Origin of the sequence: Candidatus Palauibacter soopunensis (assembly GCF_947581735.1) — a bacterium.
GTDB classification, from domain to species: Bacteria; Gemmatimonadota; Gemmatimonadetes; order Palauibacterales; family Palauibacteraceae; genus Palauibacter; species Palauibacter soopunensis.
In genome coordinates, this window is sequence record NZ_CANPVT010000052.1 from 160,568 (window position 1) to 187,260 (window position 26,693).

At 69.1% G+C, this 26,693-nt stretch carries 19 protein-coding genes; 7 read left to right on the forward strand and 12 right to left on the reverse strand.

All coding sequences use genetic code 11. The annotated features are described in order from the left end of the window. Window positions 1-7 precede the first annotated feature (7 nt). The 5 genes from RN901_RS13115 to rpmE form a co-directional block, all read right to left on the reverse strand. Window positions 8-664, reverse strand: coding sequence for a CDP-alcohol phosphatidyltransferase family protein (locus tag RN901_RS13115; protein ID WP_310758738.1), 657 nt, complete (start codon window positions 662-664; stop codon window positions 8-10). After that, entirely contained in the window at window positions 661-1,029 is a 369-nt protein-coding gene (locus tag RN901_RS13120; protein ID WP_310758739.1) for a YlbF family regulator, read from the reverse strand. Before RN901_RS13120 ends, RN901_RS13115 begins: the two co-directional genes overlap by 4 nt. 181 nt (window positions 1,030-1,210) lie before the next feature. After that, window positions 1,211-2,122 carry a peptide chain release factor N(5)-glutamine methyltransferase gene (gene prmC / locus RN901_RS13125; protein ID WP_310758740.1) on the reverse strand — a complete coding sequence of 304 codons (912 nt, stop codon included), beginning with the start codon at window positions 2,120-2,122 and terminating at the stop codon, window positions 1,211-1,213. After that, window positions 2,119-3,204: a peptide chain release factor 1 gene (prfA, locus tag RN901_RS13130; RefSeq protein ID WP_345782399.1), complete on the reverse strand. Its 1,086-nt coding sequence runs from the start codon at window positions 3,202-3,204 to the stop codon at window positions 2,119-2,121. Before prfA ends, prmC begins: the two co-directional genes overlap by 4 nt. An 81-nt stretch (window positions 3,205-3,285) precedes the next feature. Beyond that, a complete protein-coding gene (rpmE, locus tag RN901_RS13135) occupies window positions 3,286-3,561 on the reverse strand; it encodes a 50S ribosomal protein L31 (RefSeq protein WP_345782392.1) in 276 nt (91 codons plus the stop codon). A gap of 157 nt (window positions 3,562-3,718) precedes the next feature. Between rpmE and RN901_RS13140 the strand changes: the two genes are divergently transcribed. Together RN901_RS13140 and RN901_RS13145 are read left to right on the forward strand one after the other, a co-directional pair. Beyond that, window positions 3,719-4,213, forward strand: a complete 495-nt coding sequence (locus tag RN901_RS13140) for a DinB family protein (RefSeq protein ID WP_310758742.1) — start codon at window positions 3,719-3,721, stop codon at window positions 4,211-4,213. 236 nt (window positions 4,214-4,449) lie between these two features. Then, complete coding sequence (locus RN901_RS13145) at window positions 4,450-7,005, forward strand: IPT/TIG domain-containing protein (RefSeq protein WP_310758743.1); 2,556 nt, start codon at window positions 4,450-4,452, stop codon at window positions 7,003-7,005. Between the two features lie 28 nt (window positions 7,006-7,033). Here the strand turns inward: RN901_RS13145 and RN901_RS13150 are convergent, their stop codons facing one another. After that, a complete protein-coding gene (locus RN901_RS13150; protein ID WP_310758744.1) occupies window positions 7,034-9,553 on the reverse strand; it encodes a penicillin acylase family protein in 2,520 nt (839 codons plus the stop codon). Between the two features lie 39 nt (window positions 9,554-9,592). Next, the gene (locus tag RN901_RS13155; RefSeq protein ID WP_310758745.1) at window positions 9,593-10,435 is read right to left on the reverse strand and encodes a Ku protein; all 843 of its coding nucleotides are present in this window, start codon (window positions 10,433-10,435) and stop codon (window positions 9,593-9,595) included. Between the two features lie 170 nt (window positions 10,436-10,605). Between RN901_RS13155 and ligD the strand changes: the two genes are divergently transcribed. Both ligD and RN901_RS13165 read left to right on the forward strand, forming a co-directional pair. After that, entirely contained in the window at window positions 10,606-13,227 is a 2,622-nt protein-coding gene (gene ligD / locus RN901_RS13160; protein ID WP_310758746.1) for a DNA ligase D, read from the forward strand. Further along, window positions 13,224-14,408: a pyridoxal phosphate-dependent aminotransferase gene (locus RN901_RS13165; protein WP_310758747.1), complete on the forward strand. Its 1,185-nt coding sequence runs from the start codon at window positions 13,224-13,226 to the stop codon at window positions 14,406-14,408. Before ligD ends, RN901_RS13165 begins: the two co-directional genes overlap by 4 nt. A 50-nt stretch (window positions 14,409-14,458) precedes the next feature. Here the strand turns inward: RN901_RS13165 and RN901_RS13170 are convergent, their stop codons facing one another. The 3 genes from RN901_RS13170 to RN901_RS13180 are packed head-to-tail and all read right to left on the reverse strand — an operon-like array spanning window position 14,459 to window position 19,326. After that, complete coding sequence (locus RN901_RS13170) at window positions 14,459-15,238, reverse strand: glutaminyl-peptide cyclotransferase (protein ID WP_310758748.1); 780 nt, start codon at window positions 15,236-15,238, stop codon at window positions 14,459-14,461. A 10-nt stretch (window positions 15,239-15,248) separates the two neighbouring features. Further along, entirely contained in the window at window positions 15,249-17,216 is a 1,968-nt protein-coding gene (locus RN901_RS13175; RefSeq protein ID WP_310758749.1) for an NAD(P)/FAD-dependent oxidoreductase, read from the reverse strand. 7 nt (window positions 17,217-17,223) lie between these two features. Then, on the reverse strand, window positions 17,224-19,326 hold the full coding sequence (locus RN901_RS13180) for a S9 family peptidase (RefSeq protein ID WP_310758750.1): 2,103 nt from the start codon (window positions 19,324-19,326) through the stop codon (window positions 17,224-17,226). Window positions 19,327-19,414: 88 nt separating this feature from the next. On the opposite strand from RN901_RS13180, the gene mtnA reads away from it, so the two are divergent. After that, window positions 19,415-20,512, forward strand: coding sequence for an S-methyl-5-thioribose-1-phosphate isomerase (gene mtnA / locus RN901_RS13185; RefSeq protein WP_310758751.1), 1,098 nt, complete (start codon window positions 19,415-19,417; stop codon window positions 20,510-20,512). Window positions 20,513-20,572: 60 nt separating this feature from the next. Here mtnA and RN901_RS13190 read toward each other — a convergent pair whose 3' ends face one another. Further along, window positions 20,573-21,139: a DinB family protein gene (locus RN901_RS13190; RefSeq protein ID WP_310758752.1), complete on the reverse strand. Its 567-nt coding sequence runs from the start codon at window positions 21,137-21,139 to the stop codon at window positions 20,573-20,575. A gap of 147 nt (window positions 21,140-21,286) precedes the next feature. Between RN901_RS13190 and RN901_RS13195 the strand changes: the two genes are divergently transcribed. Together RN901_RS13195 and RN901_RS13200 are read left to right on the forward strand one after the other, a co-directional pair. After that, a complete protein-coding gene (locus RN901_RS13195; protein WP_310758753.1) occupies window positions 21,287-22,198 on the forward strand; it encodes a hypothetical protein in 912 nt (303 codons plus the stop codon). Window positions 22,199-22,361: 163 nt separating this feature from the next. Then, window positions 22,362-23,321 (forward strand): aldo/keto reductase, encoded by a 960-nt coding sequence (locus RN901_RS13200; protein WP_310758754.1) that lies wholly within the window; start codon window positions 22,362-22,364, stop codon window positions 23,319-23,321. 92 nt (window positions 23,322-23,413) lie between these two features. Here the strand turns inward: RN901_RS13200 and RN901_RS13205 are convergent, their stop codons facing one another. Further along, the gene (locus RN901_RS13205) at window positions 23,414-26,656 is read right to left on the reverse strand and encodes a hypothetical protein (protein WP_310758755.1); all 3,243 of its coding nucleotides are present in this window, start codon (window positions 26,654-26,656) and stop codon (window positions 23,414-23,416) included. Between the last annotated feature and the right edge of the window lie 37 nt (window positions 26,657-26,693).

Consider the following 26,693-nt stretch of genomic DNA (forward strand, 5'->3'; position numbering starts at 1 on the left):
GTCTGGTTCAGTTCGACTTCCCGGGCGGCTCGCCGTCGGGCCGCGTATTCCGGTACACCCACCAGATCCGCTGGAAGGCGGTCAGGTTGGTGAGAATCGCGAGAACGATGATCACGACCCTGAGTACGAGACCCTGGTGTCCGAACATGGTCGTCTCGCCGAAGATCAGCGCGGCGAAGCCGATCAGGATGACCCGCTCCGGGCGCTGCATGAGCCCGACGTAGCAGGCGATGCCGAGTGCCTCGGCCCGGGCGCGCGTGTAGCTGATCATCAGCGAACCGGCGAGCGCGAGTACGATCCAGTAGATCATCCCCACGTCGCCCAGCTCGAGACGGTAGTCGTTGTACAGCGAGAGGAGTCCCAGGTACACGACGATCTCGGACAGCCGGTCGAGCGTCGAGTCGTAGAAAGCGCCGAAGGACGACGCCAGGCCCGTGCGGCGGGCGACCGTGCCATCGAACAGGTCGAACACCCCGCCGAGGAGGACGAGGAAGCCGGCCGTGCTCACATGATGCTGATGAAAGAAATACCCCGAACTGCAGGTGATGACGAAACCGAGCGTGCTGATGACGTTGGGGTGGACGCGGCGTCTCGTGAGCCACGCCATGGCCGGCTCGAAGATCGCGCGCAACGCGCGCTCCCCCAGGTCGCGAACCGCCTTCATGTCGGGAGGATGATCCGGCTTTCCTCCCCCTTGCGGACTCCCTCCCCGATCGCTCGATCCACCCGCTCCATGAGCTTCTCGAAGTTCGCCTGGGAGGAGATGAGGGCCTGGTAGCGGGCGTTCGTCTGGACCTTCTCCTGCAGTTCCGCGAACTCCCGTTCCTGCTCCTCGCTCGGCTGCTCGCCGCGGCCGACCGCTTCCATGAGCGCGCTCTGCAGGTCGCGCATCCGGTTGAGCAGCTCCGTCGCGTCGCGATCCTCGTCGATCTCGCGGCGGGCCGCGCGCAGGTAGGCGTATTCGGGCAACTGGGAGATGATCCGCCCTACCTCCTGCGCCTTCTCCAGCATGCGGTCTCGCTCGTCCATGTCTCCGGCTCGAAACGGAATCAGGAAGCACCCCGGGCCGGCAGGTCACGCCGACAGCGGGCGGAGGTGCGAATCTCCCGTGCCCTCCCCGTTCGCCATCCGCGGGCCCGGGCAGACGATTCGACGCCCGAGTATAACCCGGCCCCGACCCCGACGCGACTTGAACGACCGGGGGACATTGCTAGCCGGAGCTGCGCCTCCGCGCCGATGCGAATCGCGGTCGGCCGGCGAGATCGATGCGCACCCGGCGGTCCGCGAGACTCGGCTCCGCCTCGAGCAGCGTCATCACCGCGGAACCCTGAGACGTCCCGATCTCAAGGAAGAGAGCGCCGCCTTCCCGGAGACCGGCCGCGGCGCCGGACACGACGGTTCGAATCACGTCCAGTCCGTCCTCCCCGCCGTCCAGTGCGACGCGGGGCTCGTGGTCCCGGACGACGGAATCGAGGCCGTTCCACTCCGAGGTCGTGACGTAAGGCGGGTTGGAGATGATGAGGTCGAAGGTTTCGCCGGTCTCGAGCGCGGACCAGATGTCGGGCGGGCAGAGGCGCAGTTCGAGTCCGTCGGCGTCCGCGCGGCGGGCGTTCTCGCGGGCCAGGTCGAGCGCGTCCGCCGATACGTCGAGCCCGACGACGCGGGCGGCGATGCCCTCGTCGAGGAGCGCGATCGCGATGGCGCCCGATCCGACGCCGATATCGAGTGCGTCGACGGGTGCGCTCCGGTCACGGCGCCAGGCGGCGACGAGGTCGAGGAGCTGCTCGGTCTCCGGTCGCGGGATGAGAGCGCGGCCATCCGACACGAGGCGGACGCGCCGGAAATCGACTGTGCCCTCGATGTGCTGGAGCGGTTGCCCTTCGAGACGGCGGGAAACGGCGCGCGCCACAGCCGCGGCGCCGCCGGGATCGATGCGTTCCCCGCCCGAGACGCCAAGCTCGCTCACGGACAGCGAGAGCGCCGCGGCCACGAGTCGCTCGGCCTCTACGCGCGGCGCCTCCAGTCCGGCCAACTCGAGCTCGCGCCGAACGCCCTCCACGATCTCTCGGCGCGTCGGACCCGCCGGGCGTCGCGCCGCCCCGCCCGGCGGCGGATCGATCATCCGCCCCCCGCCGCCATCCGCTCCTCCGTCCCGGCCAGTCGCAGCGCCTCCACAACCTCTCCCAGGTCGCCGGCGAGGATGGCCTCCAGGCGGTGGGTGGTGAAGTGGATGCGGTGATCCGTCACGCGGTTCTGGGGGAAGTTGTACGTCCGGATCTTCATGGAGCGGTCACCCGTCCCCACCTGCGTGCGCCGCTCACGGGCCCGCTCCGCCTCCTGTTCGGCGACCAGCCGGTCGAGCAGCCGGCTCCGAAGCACCTTCAGCGCCCGCGCCTTGTTCTTGTGCTGCGATTTCTCGTCCTGGCACGACACCACGAGCCCGGTCGGCCGGTGCGTGACCCGCACCGCGGAGTCGGTCGTGTTCACGGACTGCCCGCCGGGCCCCGAGGAGCGAAACACGTCAATCTTGAGGTCGGCCGGGTCGATCTCGATGTCCACTTCCTCCGCTTCGGGGAGGACGGCCACCGTCGCGGCGGAGGTATGCAGCCGACCCTGGCTTTCAGTTTCGGGCACACGCTGGACGCGGTGGACCCCGGACTCGTAGCGGAGGCGGCCATAGGCATCGGATCCGCGCACGACAAAGACGATTTCCTTGAGTCCCCCGAGCGCGCCCTCGCTCGTACTGATGAGTTCCACGTCCCAGCCGGACTCCGCGGCGAAGCGCGCGTACATCCGGTACAGGTCCGCCGCGAAGAGCGCGGCTTCGTCCCCGCCCGTTCCGGCGCGGATCTCCACCACGGCGGGCCGGTCGTCGAGCGGGTCCTTCGGAACCAGGAGCCGGCGGAGTTCTTCCCGCGCCGCCTCGCGCTCCGCCTCCAGCTCGGCAACCTCGGCCGCGGCCATTTCGGCCAACTCGCCCTCGGACTCCACCGCGACTTCCCGCGCCTGGCGCAGATCGTCGAGGAGCTTGAAGTGGCGCGTCGCCGCGTGCGCCACCGGCTCCAGCGCCGAGTGTTCGCGCGCCAGGTCGCGCAGGAGCGCCATATCCGACAGCACTTCGGGCTCCGCCATCCGGCGCGCCAGCGTCTCGTGCCGCTCGGCGGCGTCGCGCAGGCGATCCTCGAGCGTGTCCCGATCCGACATCATTCGTTCCCTACATGAAAACGGGGTCCGCGAGGAACCCCGTCACTTGAAATGCGGTGTCGAGCGCCGGACGCCTCCGGCTCAGGCATCCGCCGCCACTGCCTCCTCTTCCGCGGCCTCTTCCTTCTCCACCGCGTCCTTCTCCTCGCTGCGGGTGTTCCCATCGCCGTACTTGGCGATGAACCGTTCCACGCGTCCCGCCGTGTCAACGAGCTTCTGCCGCCCCGTGAAGAAGGGGTGGCAGTGCGAACAGATCTCGACGTGGATCTCGCCCACCGTCGACGCGGTCTCGGTCTCCCGGCCGCACGCACAGGTGATCTTCGCGGGTGCGTACTCCGGATGTATGCCTGCTTTCATGTCTTCCCCACACGCTGGTTGTCGGCCTCCGGCGGAGGCGTCTGCGGAACAGCCATGGAATCTAGCCGAAGCGCCGCGCCCGCTGCAAACGCGAGACGGACTTCCGGCTGTGCGTCCGGGAGATGCAGCCGGCGGTCGCGGCGAGTAGACTCCTCCCATGACCCGCGATGCGCTGATCACACTTCTCGACTTCCACTACTGGGCCCGCGACGGGACGCTCGATGCCGTCGAGCGGATCGCGCCCGAAGATTTCCGCCGGGACCTGGGGAGCAGCTTCGGCTCCATCCGCGACACGCTCGCCCACGTCGTATCGGCCGAATGGGTCTGGTGCTCACGCTGGCGGGGACACTTCCCGACGGAGCACCTGCCTGCCGCCGACTTCGAGACCGCAGGCGACATTCGCGCGCGCTGGCTGGAAGAAGAGGCGCGGGTCCGCCGTTTCGTCGCGGAACTCGGCCCCGAGGACATCCACCGCGTGATGGACTACCGGTTCTTCGATGGCGAACCGATGCACGCCGTCTTCTGGCACATGCTGCAGCACGTCGTCAATCACGCCACCTACCACCGGGGCCAGGTGACGACGATGCTCCGTCAGCTCGGCGCCGACCCGCCCCGGCACCAGGGCCTCATCGGCTTCTACCTCGAGCGCTAGTTCGGCACCGGTATCGGGCGATCCAGAGACCCCGCCAGGCGCCAGAACCGAACATCTACCCCCCCATTTTGGTGGCGCGCCACACTTCGACTTCACCTAAATTTTCTTATTGAAAGCTGTTTCCACCCCTCCAGCCCAAGGAACGCCGGAGGATGGGAGTTCGCTTGCCCAAGGCGGGCAGATCATCGACGTCGGCCTCACCACACGACGGCACGCGGAGCGCCTGCGCAGGCGCATTGACGCTGGCGGTGGCCACATGGTTCGGCGCCTGCGGTGATGCCCTGCCGACGTCCGCGCCCCTCGCCGCCAACCGGGCACCGGTCGCGGAGGGGACGATCCCGCCGCGCGAGATAGTGGCGGGGGAGTCGGCGACCATGTCGCTGGACGAATTCTTCAGTGACCCGGACGGGACTGCGCTCGCGTACACCCCGACCACGTCAAACCGTCAGGTGGTCACCGTCGCCGCCACGGGCAGCGAACTCACGCTGGTTGCCGCGCGGACCGGTGTCGCGGATGTCACGGTCACCGCCGTCGACCCGGGAGGCCTGACTGCGACGCAGAGTTTCGCCGTGACGGTCCCCAACCGGGCGCCCGAAGTCACGGCGGTCCCCGCACTGGATCTGGCGTCGGGCGCTTCGGAGACCGTGCTTCTCACACGGTATGTGCGGGACCCGGACGGCGAGGCGCTCGCCTACACCGCGACGAGTTCGGATGAGACCGTGGCGTCCGTGCACGTCGCCGGCGTCGGGCTCACGGTGACCGCCGTGGCGAGGGGTAAGTCGGAGGTGACGGTCACGGGTACCGACCACGGCGGTCTGAGCGTCAGCCAGAGCTTCTCGGTCACCGTGGACGGGGTCGAGATCGGGACGGTGGAACCCGCCGTCCTGCTCGAGGGAGAGGAGGCGACGATCCATGGACGGGGATTCGCGACTTCCATCGCGAACAATCTCGTCCTCGTCGACGGCGTCCCCGCCCCGGTGACCGCTGCGAGCGCAACGCAACTCACCATCCGCGTCCCGCGCGGCGACTGCCTTCCGCCGCGAAAGGCCGAACTTGACGTGACGGTTCTGGGCTTGAGCGACGCCCGGCCGGTGAGCGTGACGCCGACGGATCGCGAGCGCATCGACCTCGACCCCGGTTGGTACCGCTATACGTACGCCGGTAACGGATGCCTGCTGCTGCCGGGGGACTCGACGGGCGGTGAGTGGCTGATCGGGGTGGTGTCGACCGCCGATGAGCCGTCGTCCCTGTCGCCGGTCACCGTTTCCGGCATTCCCGGCGATCTGGACGTGTTCACGAGCCTCGGCGTGTCCGCCGCCGCTTCCAGGCAGGAAGGCGCTCAACGCGCCGCCCGCGAAGGGGTCGCCTTCGCGGGTCCGATTCCGGACGGGTTCGCGCCGGGCACCGCCGGGGCCGGGGCCGACCGAGGCACCGGATCCGATCCGCACCAACCGGCTTCACGCCGAGACTGGGAAGTGCACAACCATTTTATGGAGAGGGAGGACGAGCTGCTCCGCAGCCTGGGGCCGGGGACCCCCATCGCATCGCCGACCGCGGCGGACGGACGACAGTACTCCACCGGTGACACGGTGACGTTGTTCGGCGGCTGCTTTGGCGATTGCAGCGAACGCGACACGGTGAGGGCCGTCGTCCGTCTCAGGGGTGCCAACGGGATCTGGCTGGAGGATCTCGCCAATCCACCCGGCGGGCTCACGGCCTCCGAGCTGACCACGCTCGATGCGTTCTACACGTCGCACACGAAGCCGGTGCATGACGCGTACTTCGGCGGGCTCTCCGATGTCGACGGCAACGAGCGTTTCCTGGTCCTCATGACGAAGGATGTCAATGCAACGCGGATCGGCGGGTTCGTCTGGGTGGGAGACCTTTATGCATCGACCGCATGGACGAGCAACGAAGCGGAGATCTTCTACGGTGTCGTTCCCGACTCCAGCGGCGTACACGGGCGTGCGTGGACCAGGCAGGAGGTACTGGATTACTACCCGTCCCTGTTGACACACGAAGTAACACACATCGTGCAAAGGGGCGCCTACGTGTTCAACGGAGCAGGTTACAAGACGACCTGGGAGGCCGAAGGCGGGGCCACGCTGGCCGAGCAGCTCGTCGCCTACCGGCTCTTCGGACACGAATCGACCTCGGACCGGGGGTGGGACGCCTACAACAGCGGGAAGGCCTGGTATGCGGAGTGGGTCGGCGGGCTGGCCCGGTTCTTCGGCTGGGACCCCGGCTACTCTCGTGGCCGGCGGGTGTCGGGGGCCCCGGAACAGTGTTCGTGGGTCGGGCGCCGGTCGCAGGGCAACGACGGGCCGTGCCGCAGCACGAGAGCCCAATACGATGTACCGTCGATGCTCCTGCGGTACGTCATGGACCGGTACGGCGGCGACTACACCGGAGGCGAACAGGCGCTGATGCACCGTCTGACGCAGTCACCCCATGTCGGGTATGCCTCTTTGGAGGAGGTCGCCGAGACGCGGGTCGAGCACTTGTTGGCCGCCTTCTACATGTCGCTGTGGATGGATCTGCACGGCGCGAACTGGTTGTGGTCCTGGGATCTTGCGGACATCTGGCGGCGGTTCTCGGAGGAAAACTGGCTCCGCCCGTACGCCTCGACGGCGTCGGCGCACGAACACAATTGGAGCGTGCGTGCCGGCTCCGGCGCATTGCTTCGCTGGAGTCCGAAGGGGGCCCTGGCCCCGACGAGCTTCAAGGTCTCTTCTCCCGGCGGTGGCCGGACTCCGCGACACATATCGGTGTGGGCCCTGCGAATCCGATAGCGGGGCGCGGCGGTTCGATCTGCTGCCGCTAGTTCGGCGTCAGCATCAGGCGGTCGGCGACGGCCGCTTCCACGCGCTCGCGGGAGTAGTAGAGGGGGAAGAAGCGGTCCTTCGCCCAGCCCTCGAACAGGTTCCGGTACATGGGGTCGTCGGGATCTCCGCCCTGCCCCGGCGTGTTCGTGAACACGGCCGTGTCCCAATCCCCCGCCTCCGCGATGATCCGGAAGGAGGGGCCCGAGGTCTGATTGTCCCCGCCTCCCGTCTGGTTCACGGTAAAGCCGTTGCCGCCGCGCGGGAGCGGCCCCACCTCGAGGCGCGCCCGCATGTCGGCGTTCACGATTCCGGATAGCGGGTGCCGGAACCGGGCGTGCTTGAAGCGCACGTCGCCGTAGCGCCAGGGGTCGCCGCCGAAGCGATCCTCCAGCCCCTCCAGGGCGTCGGCCAGCGTGCGGGCAAGGAAGACGTCGCGGCCCGCCACGGGGTCCCCGTCTCCGAGCGCTGCGAACCACGCGGGCGGCGAGCCGAGCCAATCGATGATCTTCTTCATCGACAGGCGTCCGAGCGACGCGCGGACTTCGGCCGGAACGACGAGCGGTACCATCTGCCTCTGGATCTCACGCTCCCACGACACGTAGATCGCGGCTTCGCGGGACTCCGGGGCCAGCGCGAAATCCCAGTCGAGCAACTCGCCTCGGGCCGCCTCCGCCGCTGCGGGCAGGTCCACGCCGCGCAGCATCGGCACCAGGGAGCGCGCCGGGAGCGACACGTAGTCCGTCGCCAACTGCATCATCTCCGCCATCGTGAAGCGCCTTCCCGTCGCGAGGACTTCGTCGATGCGCGCGCTCCGAAAGGGGTCGCTCCAGCTCCAGCCCACCGCGTCGCGGTGCTCGTAGCCGGGCGGAACGAGATTCTGGTTCGCCGTCGACCAGAACCCTTTGTCCGGGTTGAACACGTGTGGCTTGTGCACGATCTCGAGGTAGCCGTCCCACTCGTAGCGGCCGTCCCCGGGCACCGGGACGAGGCCAGACCAGTTGCGGCGGATCGGCGCGATCCCCACGGACTGCCAGCCGATGTTCCCGTCCACATCGGCCCACACCATGTTCTCGCCGGGGATGTTCGAGTAATTGCAGGCGTCCCGGAATTCCTCCCACGTCTTCGCCTGGTTCATGCGCAGGCTGGCGAGGTAGGGCGCGCCGCCGATCTCCATCCATCCCGCGCGCACCGCGTAGGCGAGGCCGTTGCCGCGGTCCTCGTACACGACGGGTCCGTGCCGCGTGTACTTGTGCCGCACCCGCTCCGGCCCCCGCCCTTCGACCGGGATCTCGTCGTCGATCACGCGCATCGCCTCCCAGTCGCCGCGGTACAGGTAGCGGTCCGGGTCCTCCGGATGCGTCCGGTAGACGTAGAGGTCCTCCGCGTCGGTCTGGAAGACGGTGAGGCCCCACGCCCCGTATCCGTTGTGTCCGATCGAGATGCCCGGGAGGACCGGCTCGCCCCCGCCGATCACGTTCCAGCCCGGCCCCACGAGGTGGACCAGGTAGCGCAAGGAGGGCGCCGCCTGCACCCGGTGCGGATCGTTCGCCATGATCGCGTGTCCGCTCAGCGTGCGGCTCCCCGCCACGACCCAGTTGTTGCTCCCCGTCCCCATCCGTTCCGCCTCGAGGCGCTCCGCTTCGTACGCCTCGGCCTCGGCTTCCTCCCGGAGCGTCCGCAGAGCGAAGGCCTCCGCGTCGGACGCCGTGGCACGGAAGCGGGGATCGATGTCCTCCGGCTGGAACCGGACGGGTCCGCGGAAGGCCCGGTACACGTCGAGGATCTCGCGCCGCAGGAGCGATCCGTCGACCGCCGGGTCGAGATCGATATCCGGTTCACCGGGATGGAAGTAGGAGACCTCCTTCACCTTCTCCGCCCCCACCGCCGCGACGGCGATTCCGAGATCGAGTTCCTGCCCGATGTTCATGAGCAGGCCCTGGTGGCGGGAGATGACGACGTCGGGCGTCCACGGCTGCGGACGGATGCCCAGCATCTCGAACTCGACCGGGAGCAGGTCCGGGTCGCGCTCCGTCTCGGCGATGTACGCATTGATCCCGTCCGTGAAGGCCCGAATGATCTCCGCGCCGCGCGGGTGGTAGTGGTTCAGTTCCGCTTCCAGGTCGCCGCGGAAGCGGAACAGCCGCGCGCCGCGGTCCCGTTCCAGTTCCCGGGGACCGAGGATCTCGGAGACCGTGCCCGTGGCCTGGCGGCGCCAGAGTTCGAACTGGAAGAGGCGGTCGCGAGCGGCGCTGTATCCCTGCGCGAAGAAGAGGTCGTGCTCCGTCTCGGCGTAGATGTGGCTGACGCCCCACAGATCCTTGAGAATCTCGACGCCGGCCTCGAGCCCGGGGACCCGCAGCGTCTCCGTGTCGGCCGCATCGAAGGCGGCGATCCGGTCCGGGACGCCGGCCCGCAGATCGTCGACGGTCGGGGCGGAGGGCGGAGGGTTGCCGGAACCCTGCCACACCGGCAACAGAAGGATGGACGCGAACAGCGCGACGGATCGAACCCGCATCGGATTCTCCTTGGGTGGTCTTCTTCTCGTTGAGTCCGGCTAAGACCCCGCGGCTTTCTTCTTCTGCGGCTCGCTCGCCGACTGGTCGTCGGCCCCGGCCTCCGTCTCGTCGGCGCCGGAAACGCTCGCCCGGAGGGCGGCCATGAGGTCGATGACCTGCGCCGTCGTCTCCTCCTCCACGGGCGCGGTGATCTCGGTTCCGTCGGCGACCTTCCGCTCGACCGCTTCGAGCATGCGCTGTCCGACCTCATCCTCGTACTTGGACGGATCGAAATCCTCCGAGGCGATCTGCTCGATCAGCTGCACCGCGAGACCGAGTTCCGCATCGACGACCTCGCCCTCTCCGGACGGTACGTCCGAGATGTCCCGCACCTCGTGCGCGTAGTGGAGTTGCTCCAGGACGAGGTGATCCCCGACTGGCCGCACGAGGACGAGATACTGCTTGCCCCGCGCCGCATACTTCGCGAGCGCGGCCCAGCCCGTCTTCTTCATCGCGGCTCCGAGGAGGCTGTAGGCCTTGTCCCCTCCGCGCGCGGGTCCCAGGTAGTACGTCTTCCCGATATACGCCCGCTCGACCTGGTCCACCGGCACGAATTCGACGATCTCGATCGCCTGCGTCGCCTCCGCCTCCAGCGCCTTCAGTTCCTCCGGCTTGAACGTCACGTACTGGTCCTTCGCGAACTGGTAGCCCTTGATGAGATCCCGGCGCTCGACCGGCTCTCCCGTCTTGGCGTCCACGTACTGCTGCTTCACGCGAGCGCCTTCGGGGGAGAGGAAGTTGAAGCGAACTTTCTGCGAGTTCTCGGCGGACGAATAGAGCTGGCACGGGATCGAAACGAGCCCGAACGAGATCGTCGCCGTCGCGATGGGTCGAGGAGCCATCCTGTGTCTTCTCCGTGTGCGCGCCGAACCGCCGGCGCGATGCCGGCGCCCGGCCGAACCCCGGGTCTGATGCCGGACCGGGGGGACGAATTATAGGTTTCGGGACGGATCATGCACACCGGCACCGAAAATCGGGCTGCCGGACCACGTCGGGAGGCAGCGCCGCGAGTATGCCCCGAGGGAAACTCGAGGAGTACCGGGACAAGCGAGCTTCCGAGCGCACGCCGGAGCCCTTCGGCGGGGCGCCCGGGACGGGCGTCGGCGTGTTCGTCGTCCAGTTGCACGCGGCGACCCGACGGCACTACGACCTGCGGCTGGAGATCGGCGGCGTCCTCGTCTCCTGGGCGGTGCCGAAGGGCATCTCGGCCGATCCCGCCGACAAGAAGCTCGCGATGCACGTCGAGGACCACCCGGTCGAATACATCGAGTTCGAGGGCGTGATTCCGGCCGGCGAGTACGGCGGCGGCGAGATGATCGTATGGGATATCGGCCGCTGCCTCATGCTCGAAGATCCGGAGGAGGGACTCGAAAAGGGCAAGCTCCTGTTCGAGCTTCGGGGCCACAAACTCAAGGGCGTGTGGACGCTCGTGCGGCTCGCGAAGGGAGAGACCGGCAGGGAATGGCTGCTCATCCGCGAGCGGCGCGGCGGACACCCGATTCTCGAGGATGGGTCGCTTCCCGAGAGTTCCATCCTGTCCGGCCTCACCGTCGAGCAGATGGCGCGGCGGGAGGAGGGCTGGTATCCGGGGAACGACGTGGCCGCGGCTCTCGAGGCGGCGGGCGCGCCGGAGCGGCCGGTCGACCCTTCGGAGGTGGAGTTCATGCTCGCCCAGCCGCGCGAAGACGCGTTCGACGACCCCGCGTGGCACTTCGAACTCAAGCTGGACGGCTACCGCATGCTGGCCTCGGCCGTCGCGGGCGATGGGAGCCTTCTGACCCGGAACGGACACGACGCGCTCCCGACCTTCCCGGATATCGCGCGCGCCCTGCGCAAGCTCCCTTTCCGGCGAATCGTCCTCGATGGCGAAGTCGTCGTCCACGACGCCGCCGGCTACCCCAGCTTCCGGCACCTTCAGAAGCGCGCCCGGCTCTCGCGTCCGCACGATATCCGGCGCGCCTCCTTCGAGGCGCCGGCGAGTTTCTATGCCTTCGACCTGCTCGCATTCGACGACCGCGATCTGCGCGATCTCCCGCTCTCGGAGCGGCGTCGCTTCCTGCGCGACGTGGTGCCGGAAGCGGGTCCGATCCGCTTCAGCGAACACTTCGAGGGCTGCGGGGAGGCCCTGCTCCGGCAGGTTCAGGGCATGGGTCTGGAGGGGATCATGGCCAAGCGCGCCGAGTCCCGGTACAGCGGCGGCCGTTCGCCCGACTGGATGAAGATCCACGCGGCCCGCCGGAACCGCTTCGTCATCGTCGGCTTCACGAGTCCCGCCGGGTCGCGGACGGGCTTCGGGGCCCTCCACCTCGGCGCCTACGGCCCCGCCGACTCCGCTTCGGGAGCGCCGGCGGGCGACGATGACCTCGCGCTCCACTACGTCGGCCGCGTCGGGACGGGCTTCGACGACAAGACTCTGGCCGACCTCCGGACCCGGCTCGACGACCTGAAGTCGGACGCCCCCGCGTTCGTGACCCCCGCTCCCGCGGGAGACGATCACACCTGGGTCGAACCCCGCCTCGTCGCCGAAGTCCGCTACAAGGAAGTCACGGAGGGCGGCCTTCTCCGGCACTCCGTGTTCCTGCGCCGCGTTCCGGCGCCGGGGGAACGGACCGGGGCCGAGGACGAGGAGCACGTGCTCCCCACGGACTGCCGGCTTCCGCGGGATCCGCGCGCGGCGCTCGCGGATCCGGTGCGGGTCGACACTTCGCCCCCGCCGGTCGAGGAACTGCCGCTTTCGAATCTCGACAAGATTTTCTGGCCGGAGGAGGGATACACGAAGGGCGATCTGATCGCGTACTACCGGGACATCGCGCCGTGGCTGCTGAAGTTTCTGAAGGACCGGCCGCTCGTGCTGACGCGGTATCCGGACGGGGTCGACGGAAAATCCTTCTTCCAGAAGAACGCACCCGGGTTCCAGCCCGAGTGGGTGCGCACGGAGGCGATCTGGAGCGACGGTTCCGAACGCGACATCCACTACTTCATCGCCGACGACCCCGCCACGCTGGTGTTCGTCGCGAATCTCGGGGCCATTCCGCTCCACGTGTGGGCGAGCCGCATCGGGAGCCTGGACCGCCCGGACTGGTGCCTCCTCGACCTCGACCCCAAACACAAGCGGGACGGGGAGGAGGCGTACGCCCCCTTCGAGGATGTCGTGGAGGTCGCGCGCACGATCGGTGACATGTGCGAGGAGATCGGGCTGCCGAGCTATCCGAAGACGAGCGGGTCCTCGGGGATCCACGTGATGATCCCGCTCGGCGGGCAACTCGACTACGAGCAGTCGCGCACGCTCGCGCTCCTTCTCGCGAAGGCGGTGGCGGCCGAGATTCCCGACCGGGCCACGATCGTGCGGAACCCGGCGGGGCGGGACGGCAAGATCTACATCGACTACGTGCAGAACGGCCGAGGGCGGCTCGTGGTGGCGCCGTATTCTGTCCGTCCGAGGGCCGGGGCGACGGTGTCGGCGCCACTGGGCTGGGCCGAAGTGGGAGAGGGGCTCTCCATGGAGGACTTCACGATTCGGACGATGCCCGAGAGGGCGCGGGAACTGGACGCCGACCCGCTGCTGGGCGTGTTGTCGGACGAGCCCGACCTCATGGCGGCACTCGATGCCCTGCAGCGGAGGATGGGCGGGTGAGCGGCGCGGAGGGCAGCGCGCGTCCACCGCCCGGGCGGCTGGCCGACATTCCGGGCTTCGACATCGACGGGGTGGCGCGGGCGGCGGCGGGCGATCCCGACATCCTCCGGCTCGAAAACCTCGACACCGACCTGCGCCCGCCCGCGGCGGCCGTGGCCGCCACCCGCGCCGCGCTCGAATCGCCGGCCGCCAACAGCTACCTGCCCTTCACGGGCCGGGCCGACCTCCGCGCGGCGGCCGCCCGGCACGTCGCCCGGCTCTCCGGACGGGACTACGATCCTGCCCGCGAATGCGTGATCACCGCGGGCGGCACGGAGGGCCTGTTCAACGCCCTGCTGGCCACGGTGGACCCGGGCGACGAGGTGATCGTCACCGACCCCACCTACGCCGGCATGCTCCAGCGCGCGCGGCTGGCCGGCGCGCGCCCCCGGCTCGCGCCCTGGCGGTACGATCCCGCGGGAGGCTGGCGACTCGACCTCGACGCCCTCGCCGGGTGCGTCGGCGACCGGAGCCGGGCGCTCTTCATCATGAACCCGTCGATGCCGTCCGGCGGCGTGCTCGGCGCCGACGACTGGGCCGTCGTCGCGGAACTGTGCGAGCGCCACGACCTGTGGCTCCTCTACAACGCGGCGATGGAGCGCATCCTCTACGACGGCCGCTCCTACCTGCACCCGGCCGGCCTCCCCGGCATGCGGGAGCGCACGCTCACGGTCGGCTCGGTCTCGAAGGAGCACCGCATGATCGGCTGGCGGACCGGCTGGATCGTCGGGCCGGCCGCCGTCATGGCCGCTGTCGCGAAGGTGGGGATCTACAACGTCGTGACGGGGGTCGGAATCGGGCAGCCCGGCGCGCTGGCGGCGCTCACCGCGGCCGACGAAGCGGAGGATGTGGCCGCCAGCGTGAAGCGCTGGGAGCGCCGGCGCGACGCGGTGCTGGAGGCGCTTCGGGACTACCCGGTCCGGCCCGCCGCGGGCGGCTGGTCGCTGCTCGTCAACACCCGGCCCCTCGGCCTTACGGCCCGGGAGCTTTCCGAGCGGCTCCTCGCCCGCGCGGGCGTCGCCGCCACACCCATGGACGCCTGGGGCGGCCCGGACGCGGAGTACCAACTCCGCCTCGTGTTCAGCAACGAACCGGTGGCTCGCCTCCAGAGCCTCGGCGAGCGCTTCGCCGGCGCCCTGTAGCGACACGGGCGAGACGAAACCGGGTGCGTCCGGTCGGTGCCCCGGCCCTGCTAGTCGTCGAGCCGTAGGGCGATCAGGTTGGGCCAGAGTTTGCCGGTCACGAGGAAGACGCCGGTCTCCGGGACGTAGGCGATGCCGTTGAGCACCGCTTCCGGGTCGCCGGGGCGGCGGGCGCTGAGGGGGACGCTCGAAAGGTCGATTTCGCCGAGGATTTCGCCGGTGGCCTTGTCGATGCGGACGATGACGTCCGTCTGGTAGACGTTGGCGTAGATCCAGTCGTCCACGCACTCCAGTTCGTTCAGCCGACCCTGCCGTGACCCCGCGCGCGTGACCTCGACGGTCGCGAGAACCGTGAAATCCTGCGGATTCCGCCGCTCGAGCGCGTTCGACCCGTCGGACATCCAGAGCGACTCCCCGTCGTAGCAGAGTCCCCAACCCTCGCCCTCGTAGGTGAACTCCCGGAGCACCTGCAGGGTCTCGAGATCGTAGACGAAGGCCCGGCCGGACTTCCAGGTGAGCTGCACGAGTTCGGAGTCCACTCGGGCGAGTCCCTCCCCGAAGAGCGCCGAATCCACCGCGACGCTCGCCAGGATTTCGCCCGTCGGCACGTCGACGCGTCGCACACTCGATTCGCCGTAGCGGCCGGTGCTCTCGAGGAGCGCTCCGTCGTGGAAGAGGAGGCCCTGCGTGTACGCGGCGGGATCGTGCGGGAACGTCCCCAGGATCTCGTACTCGATGGACGGGACGGCCGACGACGCACAGCCCGCCAGCGCGCAAAGCGCGAGCGACCACAGGCCGCGGGAGCCCGCCCGCAGCTTTACCCGTTGCATCGCGGTGGCATCAGATGAGATCGAGGACGGCTTCGACGGCTCGACGACCCTCGGCGGACGCGCCGGTCCAGTTCTGGTGCCCGCGCAGTTCGGAATGTCCGATCGCGACGCGGCCGAAGGGCTCGCGAATCACATCCGGCGGGGCCGGGGCCCCGTCGCGCCCGAAGAAGAAGCCGGGACCCGGCGCCACGTAGGCGTGCCCCCAGCGGTTGAGGACGAGGCCGGCGATATCTTCCGCCGGATCGAAGCCACCCTCCGCAAAAAGCTCCACCATCTGGGCCCGCAGCCGTCTCTCGTATTCCGTGAAGGAAGTGCTCAGCATCTCCGTGCGGCCCGCCAGCCCCTGATCGACCGGTGATGGACCCGGTGCCTCGAAGGTGATGTAGAAGGTCAGCATCGTCGGGTGGTCCGGCGCGTGGACCGGCCGGTAGTCGCCCGCGTACATGGGCCGCCGGATGTTGCACGAGAAGCCGAGGTCGCCCTCGTAGAAGCAGCCGGCGATCCCGAGGCGGTCGAGGAAGCGCCAGTTCCGGAGCGCCACGTTCGCGACGAGGATCGGGCCGTGGCGGAAGTGCTCGTAGGCCGCGCGGTGCCCGTCCGGCAGGTCGGCCGCGATGTAGCGGTTCATCCACCCCCCGCTCGCGAGCACGACTCCATCGGCCTCGACGGAGTACGCGCGATCCCCGTGCACGTACGTGACGCGCACGCGGCCATCGCCCGTTCCCGCGTGGCGCACGTCGATCGCAGTGCACCCCAGCCGCAGCCGCACGGGCTGGTCCGGCCGGTCGAGGGCGCCGAAGTCGATCGCCCCGTTCAAGACATCCCCCAGCGTGCGCTCGCCGGCGATCCCGTCCGGCACGACGTCCTTCACGAAATAGCGGGCGATCCCCGCGTTCCCGCCGGGGAAGGAGTGGAAGGTCATGCCGTCGTAGCGGGACGGCAGCCCGAAGCCGGGCAGATCGAAGTGCATCCCCCACCAGGCGGAGATCGCGTCGCAGCCGAGCCCGATGATGCTGGCGAGGATCGGATCCACGTACGCCGTTACTTCGGGCGGCAGGCCGAGCACGTCCTGGTAGTAGGCCTTGAGCGTCATGCCGTCGAGCCACGGCCCGGGGTTGTCCGGTCCCCCGGGGGCGTCGGGGGGCACGTGATCCGTGACCCGCGCGTTCCGCCAGCGCTCGAAGCCCTCCCGTACGTCCGGCGTCCAGGGCGCGCGGGAGGTGTCCCCGAAGAGTCCGTTGACCCAGCCTCCCGACCCGCCCGACCAGCCGGGACGCCCGCCTCGCCGCGTCCCCCCGAAGTAGTGCCCGATGGAGAACTGGTCCTGGACCCAGTGCATGAAGCCGTAGTTCTCGAGCGGGGCCTTCACCTGGCCCGCGTCCGGGGCGTACTCGAACTCGCGCGGGATGCCCAGCGTCGTGAAGTAGTCGTCGGGCTCTCCGGTGGGCGGGCGTATACCGAAGTCGTTGGACCCCTGCGGTCCGGCCAGGCGCACGCCGTCGACCATGATGTCGTTGCGCTTCGCCTCGCCGCCGAACACAGGGTGATTGTCGAGGACGAGACAGCGCCCCGCCGGCCGGTGCCGCTTGAAGTGGTGGGCGGCGGAGAGACCCGCGAGCCCGCCTCCGACGATCACGACGTCGAAGCGCTCCCCGGTGTCCGTCACCCCCCCGCCCGGAGCCCGCCCGTCGCGGACCCAGTGCGCCGAGCGGACGACCTCCGGCGTGTTTCCGTGCGAGGGCGCGTAGTCCCCTACTCCGCCCGGCCCGTACCAGTCGGGCCCCAGCGCGTCGGACCACGGCTCCGAAGCCATCCCCGGAACCGCAATGCCGCTGCCGCCTCCGGGGGCCTCGGTCCCGCACCCGAGGAGCGCGGAGCCCGCGATCCCCGCCCCCGCCAACTGGACGAAGTCGCGGCGCGTGATCTCCCGGTCGAGCCCGAGTTCCCTGTCCGACCTGCCGGACCGGTCGTGGCTCATCGCGTCCTCACTGTGTCGTCGTCCCGCTCGTCCGGTAGCGCTCGAACCAGGCGAGGATGTGCTGCACCTTGCTGATCAGCCCGCTCGGACGCGCGCCGATGCTGTGGTTCGCCTCGGGAATTCGCACGAGCACCGACGGCACCTTCCGGATCCTCAGCGCCTGGTAGAACTGCTCGGACTCCGACATCGGCGTCCGCCAGTCGACCTCGCCCGTGATGAGCATCGTCGGCGTCGTCACGTTCGCGATGTGGTGAACCGGCGACCGTTCCATGTAGTGCTCGAGGTTGTCCCACGGCGCGCCCGGGAACCAGTAGTTGATGCCTCCGCTGCCTCCCATGTCCGCGGTCAGAACCCACGAATACCAGTTGATGACCGGCTTCTGCGACGCGGCCGCGGCGAAGCGGTCCGTGTGGGTCACGATCCACGCCGTCAGCACTCCGCCGCCGGACCCTCCGGTGACGAAGAGCTGATCCTCGTCGATGTATCCGCGCGAAATCACCTCATCGACCCCGGACATCAGGTCGTCGAAGTCGTAGCTCGGATACGCGTGGTGGATCTCGTTCCCGAAGTCCTCGCCGTAGCTCGTGCTGCCGCGCGGGTTCGTGTAGAGGACGACGTACCCCGCTGTCGCAAAGAGCTGGACTTCGGCGCTGAAGCGGTCGCCGTAGTTGGCGAACGGCCCGCCGTGGATCTCAAGCAGGAGCGGATACTTGCGGTTCGGGTCGAAGTCCGGCGGCTTCACGATCCAGCCCTGGATGTCGAGTCCGTCGTGCGAGGACTTGTACCAGACCTCCTCCGTCTCCCCGATCGCCTTCTGCGCGAAGAGGTCTTCGTTCAGATGCGTGAGGCGCTGCCAATCGCCGCCGCGATTCGTGACCGCGAGGTCCGCGGGGTGGTCCGGCGTCCCGTAGGTGAAGGCGAAACGGTCGTTCCCGGAGGTGGAGAAGGTGCCGCCTCCGTAGGGACGGCCGATCGACAGCCCCTGAACGCTGGAGACGACATCCGTCACGGTCCCGTCGAGGTCGACGTGGGCGAGCCGCGTGTTCCCCTCGGTGTCATACTGGAAGAACAGCCCCGCCCCATCACTTGCCCAGTGCACGTTCCCGATCGAGCGGTCGAGGTCGTCGGCGATGAGGCGCGAGCCGGATCCGTCCCGGTTCATCACGTACAGCTTCGACACCTGGTGCCCGAGGAAGCGGTCGTCGTAGCCGGTGTAAGCGATCATCCCGCCGTCGGGTGACACCACGGGGCCGGAGTCAGGCCCGCGCCGGTCCGTGAGTTGCCGGACGGCCCCGTCCGCGACGGAGAACTCGAAGATCTCGGAATCCCGCACGTACTCCCAGTCGTCGCGCCGGGTGGCCGAGATCAGCAGGTGCTGCGAATCGGGCGTCCACTCGGGCGTCCCCCCGTGGTTGTAGGGGCCGTGCGTGACCTGCCGCGGCGTCCCTCCCTCCGCGGGAAGTACGAAGACGTGGGAGTACCCGACCGGAAGGAAACCCTGGCTGTCGGAACGGTAGTAGAGCCGCTCGTACGTCGTGGCGGGCGGCGCCCACGTCGCGCCTTCCGGCTTCGCCGGCATCTGCGCGAAGGGCGGCGGCGTGTCCGGGACGAACATGCTGAAGGCGATCATACTCCCGTCGGGGGACCAGGACAGCCCGCCCGGGCCTCGCTCCAACTGCGTGAGCAGGGCCGTCTGTCCGGTGTCCATCCAGCGCAGGTAGAGCTGCGACTTCCCGTGCTCGTCGCTCGCGACGTAGAGGAGCCTCGTGCCGTCCGGTGACCAGCGCGGAGAGGAGAAGTTCGTCTGTCCGGTGAGGAGCGGACGGTGGTTCGAACCGTCGTAGTCGACGATCCACAGGTTGCTGCGCTGACGGTCCGTCATGATGTCCATCGAGGACCGCACGTAGACGACCCGGGAGCCGTCGGGCGAGATCCGGGGATCGCCGGCGACTTCGAGTTCGAATACGTCCGCCGGGCCGAAGTGATCCGGGTCCCGTTCCTGCCCGGCCAGCGGTGCAGCGGGGGCGAGGATGGCGAGCGCGAGCGCGGCGGCGGCGAGCCGGAAGGCGACCGCGGTGCTGACGACCCTGTGTTCTCGTGACGACGTCATGATTCCTCCTGGACTGCATTCGATCCCTGCGGGATGTCCCGTGGCAGTCAAGGTAGCGCCTTTCCCGCCGCCGGATAGGTTGCGCGGCATGAACGAGCGCGAGTTTTCGGTGCCGGAAACGATCCGCTGGGCCCCCGGGGGTCTGAGCGCGCTGATCCTCGACCAGACGCTCCTTCCCGGCGTCCACGAGGAGAAGGAACTCTCGACCCTCGAAGACTTCATCGAGGCGATCCGCAGCCTGCGCGTGCGGGGGGCGCCGCTCATCGGGATCACGGCCGCCATCGGTCTGGCCGCCCTGGCGCGGCAGTCCGCCGCCGAAGGGGTCTCGGCGGACAACTTGCGGAGCCGGTTCGCCGGCTGGGCCGAACGGCTCGCGAACGCGCGGCCAACGGCAGTCAACCTCGCGTGGGCGGTCCGACGCCTGCGTGCCCGGCTGGAGGCGGCCAACGGCGACGCGAAAACACTGGCCGCGGCGCTGGCGGCGGAGGCCGACGCCATCCACGAGGAGGATCGCCGCATGTGCCGCGCGATCGGCGAGCACGCGGCGGCGCTGCTTGCGGGCGGCGAGTCCGTGATCACGCATTGCAACGCGGGGTCGCTCGCGACGGGAGGCATCGGGACGGCCCTCGCCCCGGTCTACGTCGCGGCCGAGACCGGTCGCCGGGTCCGCGTCTTCGCCGACGAGACCCGCCCCCTCCTCCAGGGGAGCCGCCTCACGGCGTGGGAGCTTTCGCGCGCCGGCATCGAGGTCACTGTGCTCGCCGACAACATGGCCGGGTCGCTCTTTGCCTCGGACCCGCCGGACATCGCCTTCGTCGGCTCCGACCGCATCGCCGCCAATGGCGATGTCGCGAACAAGATCGGCACCTATCCCCTGGCCGTGCTGGCCCACCGCCACGGAGTTCCGTTCTACGTCCTCGCGCCGACCTCCACCGTGGATCTCGGGACGCCCACCGGGGCGGACATCCCGATCGAGCACCGGGACCCGGACGAGGTCCGCCGGGGCTTCGGCCCTCTCCTCGCCCCCGAGGAGGCCGGCGTGTACAGCCCCGCCTTCGACATCACGCCCCGCGAACTCGTGACCGGCATCGTGACGGAACGCGGCATCCACCGCCCGCCCTACACGGACTCCCTCGCCGCCGCCGTCCGAGCAGCCGAAGCGGAGCAACGGGACCGACCGACGTAGCCGCCCCGCTGGAACGGCTGGCTTCCGCCGAAGGCGTATCGCTCGGCCGGCGCCATGTGCCTACCGGTCGTGTTGGAGGATGGGGAGGTACGCCTTCCATGGCCCGACCTCGTCCTCGAACTGGTGGGCGACCACGCGCGTGATCTGGGCGATGTGATTCAGGTCGTGGACGGCCCAGGTGGTGAGCAGCTGCCGCAGCGTGACCTCGCCCAGTTCCGGGTGAAGTCCCCCCGCGTCGAGATCGGCCTCGCCCTCAACCACCTCCCGCAGCACCGCGAGTCCGGTCTCGCGCAGCGTCTCGAACTCGGTGAGCAGCTCGTCCAGCGAGCGGTCGCGGGTTCGTTCGACGTGCGCGAACCGATCGAACGGCGGGAATGCCCGGTCGCGTCCGTGTTCGAGAATCCAGCGCGTCCGCGGAATCCAGTCGTCGATTTCGCCCTGGATGAGGTGTCCCAGAACGCTGAACGGGCTGAACGTCCCCTCACCTTCGTCCGCGTGCAGGAGATCCGGCGGCAGATCCTCGAGCAGCACTCGCACGGTGCCGGGCGTGCGCGCGAGGAGCGTGAGGATGTCCTCCGCCAACGCCTTGTCGGCGATGATCGTTTCGTTCGTCGTTTCTTCCGTCACCCGGACTCCTCCGGTCGCGGTGCATGGGACCCGCCGAAACGGAACCCTCGGCCGCCGCCTTTGCAACGGAACTCCGGCGCCGCATCCTCCTTCGTTCCGAACCCCGTTCCATGGGGCCACGCGACGAACCAGGCGAGATCTTCCGGCGTGAGCGACACGACACCTCCCCAGCGCACCTCCCGGGAACCGGGCTCCAGCCGGTTCGTGAAGCGGCTGCGTGGGGAAGAGCCGACGCTGACGATCGAACTCCGGCCGCCGCGAAGCGGACTCACGCGCGGCGGCGCGATGGACATGTGGATCGACCTCTCCCACGCCATTAGAGGTGTCGCGGCGCGCGACGCTTTCCTCATGCTCACGGACAGCGCGGTGGGCGAGGAGGAGGAGGAGAACCTCCAGCACCTCACGGCCAACCTCGCAACCGAGGTCGAACCCTGGCGGGTGGTGCCTTTCCTCACCTGTCTCCACCCGCTCGACTACTGCCTGCGCTACGGCGACCGGGCGCGAGCCCGCGGCGTCGAGAGTCTTACGGTGACGGGGGGCGACCGCGTGCGCGGAGCCGACCGTTGCGTCCCGCACGGTTACATGCTTCGGCGCCAGCTTCGGGAACGGGCGAAGGGGTTGTCGCTCGGTGGCTGGGTCAACCTCCACCGCCCGCTCGCGGAGCAGATCGGTTTCGCCACGGACCCGGAGTTCGAGGCGGACTACTATCTCACGCAAGTGGTTTCCCATCATGACCTTCCGCTCGTGGGGCGCTGGCTGGCGGGTGCGGAGCGGGAGGGCCTGGAAATTCCCGGCTCGTTCGGCGTCTTCTACTACCGGAACGGCCGCCGGACGGTACTGGAGCGGCTTTCCCGCTTCTTCCCCGTACCGGTTGAAGCGGTGGCTTCGGCCTTTGAAGCCGGGGTTACTCCGGAGCGGCACTGCGCAGAGACCATCGTCGCCCTCCGGCGTCAGGGGGCTGCGCACGTCTACCTGTGCAACCTCGCTCCGCAGCGCGCCGCCACCCAGTTCGACCGTATCATGGCCGAGGTCGCCGCCCTGGAGGCCGGAGCAGGCTGAAACGTACACCGCTCGCTTCGGAAGAACCGCCGCCGGGGCGATGCCCCAGACGCCGCCCGAGGCGGGACAGCGGTTGAGCCGCGTGAAGTGTTACCCGACCGTCGGCGCGGTACGGGCACGTTTGGTGCCTCGGTCACAACCCCAGCACGAGGAAGATCCGAAGATGTTCACTCGACGCGACTGGCTCCGTTCCACCGCCGCCGCGGGCGCGGCTCTCTCTCTCAACCCCCGCATCCTGCGCGCGTTCGCGAGCCAGGAGATGATCACGCGGCCCATCCCCTCCACCGGGGAGGAACTGCCGATCGTCGGCCTCGGGAGTTCGGCAACCTTTCAGCGCGTGGCGCTCAGCGACGACCACACGCAGATCGAAGGCGTCATGCAGGCGCTGGTGGACGGCGGCGGCTCGGTGTTCGACACCGCACCCAGCTACGGGCGTGGGGCGTCCGAGAGGGCGGCGGGAGACATCTGCCGGAGGCTCGGGATCTCCGACCGCATCTTCTGGGCGACGAAGGTGAACGTGGCCGGGCGGGGCGGGGGCTCCGCGGATCCGGACGCTGCACGGGCCCAGATCGAGCGCTCGTTCGAATACTTCGGCGTCCCCGTCATCGACTGCATCCAGGTCCACAACCTGGGAGATCCGCCGGTGCAGGTCGGGATCCTCGAGGAACTGAAGGCGGCCGGGCGCGTCCGCTATATCGGGATCACCTCCACGAGCAAGCGGCAGTACCCGGCGCTCATTCAGTCCATGCAGGATTATCCCCTCGACTTCATCGGCATCGACTACGCGGTGGACAACGTGAGCGCCGCCGAGGAGATCCTGCCGCTCGCGGCCGAGCGGAAGATCGGCGTGCTCGTCTACGTGCCCTTCGGACGCTCCCGGCTGTGGTCGCGCGTGGGCGACCGCGAAGTGCCGGAGTGGGCGAGCGAGTTCGACGCCCATTCCTGGGCCCAGTTCTTCATCAAGTTCGCCGCCGCGCACCCCGCCGTGACCGTCGTGACCCCGGCTACGAGCCGCGCGGAGCACATGGTGGACAACCTCGGCGGCGGGATGGGGCGTCTGCCCGACGAAGACCAGCAGCAGCGCATGATCGAGTTCGTGAGCCAGCTCCCCGAGGCCGGCTGAACGAACACGTCCGGACGGCTTGAACGGAGGCCCGGGAGGACGTTCCCGCCGGAACGCCTTCCCGGGCCTTCAGCCGTTGGCCTTCAGTCGTTTCAGGAGACGAGCTCGACCGTCTCGTCGGCCGGATCCACCGGGGCGAGTCCCAGACGTTCCAGCTCGCGGTTCACCGCGGCCAACTCCACGCGCCATACCTCGTCGAGTCGCGTCGTGTAGCCCTCGAGTTCGGCCACCATGATCTCGAACACCTCGTACATGCCGCTCCCGGGCCGGCCATCGCCCCGCTCCGACATCGAGAGCAGGTTCGCGAGCCGGTTGTTCACCCGGATCGGGAAGTTCAGCGGATCCTGGTTGCTGCGGTTCCGCACCTGGTAGATGTCGCCCTCCACCGCGGAAGCCGCCGTTCGCAGGGCCTCCGCCGCTTCCGCGAGCGCGGCGTCGTCCGAGGCTTCAAGCCGGTCGTCGAGTTGCGACTTCACGCGCCGGATCGCGATCACGGCCGAGTTCGCCTCGTCCACCCGCGCCCGGATCCGCATCCCGAACTCGAACTGCTCCTGCAGATCGGCGTCCGTCACGTCCTCGATCCACGGGTGCCGGGCGACCTCGACCTCCGTCGCTTGCACGTCGCCGTCCGCGGTCAGCCGCACCGTGTACGTCCCCGGCGGCACGGCGGGCGACATCGTACGCACGCCCCACAGGATCATGCCGGGGAAGGTCGCGGCGGGCGCGGTCCGCAGATCCCACTGCAGCATGTTGAGCCCCGCTTCGGCCGGCATCGAAGGTCCGGCCCAGCGGTCGCGGGCCGGGGTCGGCGGCGCCTCTCCCTCCACGGCCGTCGAATCTTCCTCCGCGGCCGGGTCCGGAGGCGCGGCCGGCTCGTAGGTGCGCAGCACGGCGCCCGATGCGTCGAGAATCTCGAGCCGGGCCTCCTCCGGCGCCTCCCGGAACCACCAGGACAGCGTCACGCCGTTGGCGGAGCGGTACGCGGTGGCCGGATCGAACAGCGCGACCGCCTCCTCCGTCAGCCCGGGGCGCGCCTGACGCAGCGGCGCGAGGTTGTCGAGCACCCAGAACCCGCGGCCGTGGCTCGCGATCGCCAGTTCGTTGTGCTCCACGATGACGTCCGAGACCGGCAGGTCCGGGAACCCCGGGTTCAACGCCTGCCAGTTCGCCCCGTCGTCGTACGACACGTACATGCCGTGCTGCGTCCCGGCGTACAGCAACCCCTCCCGGTTCGGGTCCTCGCGCACCGCGTGCACGTAGGCGTCATCGCGGATCCCGTCCACGATCTTCGTCCACGTCCTCCCGTAGTCGTCCGTCTTCCAGATGTAGGGCGAGACGTCGTTGAGGAGCGGCTTCCGCACGGAGACGTACGCACGACCCGCCTCGAACGCCGACGCGTCGATCTGACTCACGCGGCCGAAGTCCGGCATGTCCGGCGGCGTCACGTTCGTCCACGTCGCGCCGCCGTCGCGCGTCACGTGTACGAGGCCGTCGTCCGACCCCGTCCAGATCACGTCGATGTCCACCTTGCCCGGCCCGACCGAGAAGATCGTCGCATAGACCTCCGGCCCGTTCATGTCCCCGGTGATCGGTCCGCCGGAATGGCCCAGCGTCATGGGGTCGGCGCGGGTGAGGTCGCCGCTGATCGCCTCCCAGTCGTCGCCCCCGTTCGTCGTCCTCCAGAGCCGGTTCGACGATGTGTAGAGAACGTTCGGGTCGATGGGGGAGAAGATGATGGGGAACGTCCACTGCCAGCGCTCCACCATCTCGCTCGCGGGCTCGCCCGAGTAGAACCAGGGATAGGGATTCACCTCTCGCGACGTGCCGAGGCGGCGGTTGTAGCGGTCGAGGTAGCGTCCGTTGTTCGTTCCCGAGAAGAAGACGTCGATATCCTTCGGGTCCGGCGCGATGTAGCCCGGTTCCCCGCCCCCGGCGCGGTACGCGACCTCCATCGAACCCTCGGTGATGCTCGCGGGCTGCCCGCCGCCGAACCCGGGCGCCTCGCCGAAGCCGAACCGGTTCGCGTTCCAGGCCGAGGGCAGGCACAGCGTACTGTTGTCCTGCTGCGAACCGCAGACGTGGAAGGGCACGTGGGCCGTCGCTACGCCGTGGTAGAACTGGGCGGTCGAGAACTCCTGGTCCGTCCAGTGCTGCCCCGTGTCGAAGCTGACCGCGCCGCCGCCGTCGTTGGCCACGATGAGGTGCGCGGGATCCTCCGGGCTGATCCAGAAGTCGTGGAAGTCCCCGTGCGTCCCGTTGTTGATGACCTCGTAGGTCTCGCCTCCATCGATCGAGTGGAAGAGCGAGGTGTTCTGCACGTACACGACGTCGGGGTCGTGGTGGTCGGCGAACACGTGCGTGTAGTAGAAGGCGCGCTGCCGGATGCGGCGTTCATCGTTCACCAACTCCCACGTGTCGCCGCCGTTGTCGCTGCGGAACAGCCCCCCGTCCGCGTGCTCGAACATGGCGTACACGCGCTCCGAATCCGCGCTCGAGACCGCCAGCCCGATCTTCCCCACGACCCCCGACTCCGGCATGCCGGGGTTCCGGGTGATCTCCGTCCACGTGTCGCCCCCGTCGGTGCTCTTGAACATCCCGCTTCCGGGCCCCCCGGAGGACATCGTGTATTCCTTGCGGAAGGCCTCCCACAGCGCCACGTAGATCACGTCCGGGTTGTTGCGGTCGAGGGCGATGTCCACGGCGCCCGTGCGCTCGTCGCGGAAGAGGATGCGCTCCCACGTATCGCCCCCATCCGTGCTCCGGAAGAGGCCGCGCTCCTCGCTCGGCACGCTGTATTTCCCGAACGACGCGACATAGACGATGTTCGGATCCGTGGGATGGATGCGAATGTTCGCGATGGCGTCGGATTCGGAGAAGCCAACGTGCTCCCACGTCTCGCCCGCGTCCCGGCTCCGGTACACGCCGTCCCCCGGCATGATGTTGCCGCGGATGCAGGTCTCGCCCATGCCGATGAAGACGAGGTCCGGATCGGTCTCGGAAACGGCGACCGCCCCGACCGACGCCGACGTGATCTTGAAGTCCGTGACCGGGAACCAGTTCTCGCCCCCGTCCGTCGTCTTCCACAGTCCCCCTCCGGTGGCGCCGAAGTAGCCCTCCAGCGGACGCCCCACGACCCCGCTCGTAGCGATGGAACGCCCGCCCCGGTCGGGACCCAGGTTGCGCCAGCGGTATCCCGCCAGGAACGCGGAATCGAGCGTCACCGCCCCGGGGGCGGCCTCCTGCGCCTCCAGCGGGACGGGGCCGCCGGGACCGGCGAACGGTATGAGGAGAGAGAGTGCCAGCGGTGAAGAGAACAGACGCGGGATGCGGTTCATGGCGTGGCTCCGGGGCGTAGTCGACGACGACGGTTGA